The 1,613-nt window shown below is 49.5% G+C and carries 1 pseudogene; it reads left to right on the top strand.

The window, feature by feature from the left end:
- Positions 1 to 1,613 (top strand): annotated as a pseudogene (locus DW917_RS16810) (RHS repeat protein); the annotation flags it as partial.

Here is a 1,613-nt window from a genome sequence, read left to right as displayed (position 1 = left end):
CGATTTACCACCATGTGACGGCGAAGTATAATACCAACTACGCCAACCACATCACGCAGATTACACAGCAGTTGAATGACGGTGCGGCAGTTACTGATTACAAGTACGACTCTTACGGCAACATCATCCAGAAGACTCTCCCTGCCAACGGCAAGGGACAGCGTATGTGGTACAAGTACCGCTATGAGCCTGAGATGAACATGTATGTTGAGCGTATTGACGATGCGTGGGGCTACCGCAGCGAGCAAGGCAATTTTGACTATCGCTATGGTATAGCCAAGGAGCATCGTGACCTCAACAACTTCTACTATGAGACTGATGTTGACGACCTCGGTCGCATTACTGGCGTGCGTGGTCCAAATGAGTTGGCTACGGGCGTGCCTTATGCCATCGCCTTTGAATATCAGCCTTTGGCTACATTCAATGAGAGTGGCATTACCGCTCCTGCATACGCAGTGACCAAGCACTACGACATCCAGCACCCTAACGATGACTTGGAGACCGTTACATTCGTTGACGGTTTCGGAAGAGCCGTGCAGGTGAAGAAGGACGGTGTTGTGACAAGTGCATCCAAGGGAAGCTCTGCCAAGGATGAGAACGTAATGATTGTCAGTGGTAGAAACATGTATGATGCTTTCGGACGTGTGGCAAAAGCTTTCTATCCAACAACGGAAGGAACTGGATCGAAATCAACGTTCAACAAGTCATTTGACAATGTATCTCCAACGGTTACTGTTTATGACGTGCTCGACCGTGCTACCTCAGTGACATTGTCTGACAACTCTACGACAACTACGGCCTATACTGTTGACAATAGCAGTCATGCACTTGTTACAACCGTAACAGACGCACTCCATAATGTCCAGGCTACCCATACCAATGGCAGTGGCAAGACCTTAAAGACCATCCAGAAGAGCGGTCCTGACGGTGAGATTACCACTTCGTTTGAGTATGATGGCATACAGCGTCTTGTTCGTGTTACCGACACGGAGGGCAATGTGACGACCTCTACTTACGACATGGGTGACCGCCGTACCGAGGTGAACCATCCTGCAAGCGGCATCACAAGTTTCACTTATGATGCTCTCGGCAATGTGCTGACCAAGCAGACTGCCAACCTTGCAAAGGAAGGCAAGTTCATCACCTACGATTACGACTATCAGCGTCTGACGGGTATCAACTACCCAGATCATCCGGAGAACAACGTGAAGTATTACTACGGTGGCCGCAACGCCTCTCAGAACCGTATCGGTCGCTTGATGCTCCGTGAGGATGGAACAGGTGCCATCGAATACTTCTATGGCAAGATGGGCGAGGTGACAAAGCCCCGCCGCACGATGATTGTGCCTAACCAGGCGATAGCAACCTACGTGACGCAATGGACTTACGACAGCCACAACCGTCTATTGGAGATGATCTATCCTGATGAGGAAAAGATTACTTACTCTTACAATCTCGGTGGTCAGCTTGAAAAGGTTCATGGCTACAAGTCATACGGCTACGATTATGTGAGCAAGATCGGCTATGACAAGTTTGAGCAGCGTACATACTTGAAGTACTGCAATGGTGCTGAGACGTTCTACACCTACGACCCACAGCGTCGCAGATTGCAG

Origin of the sequence: Prevotella sp. AM42-24 (assembly GCF_003461825.1) — a bacterium.
GTDB classification, from domain to species: domain Bacteria; phylum Bacteroidota; class Bacteroidia; order Bacteroidales; family Bacteroidaceae; genus Prevotella; species Prevotella hominis.
Note: the sequence above shows the minus strand (reverse complement) of the source record. Positions and strands in the feature narration are given on the sequence as shown.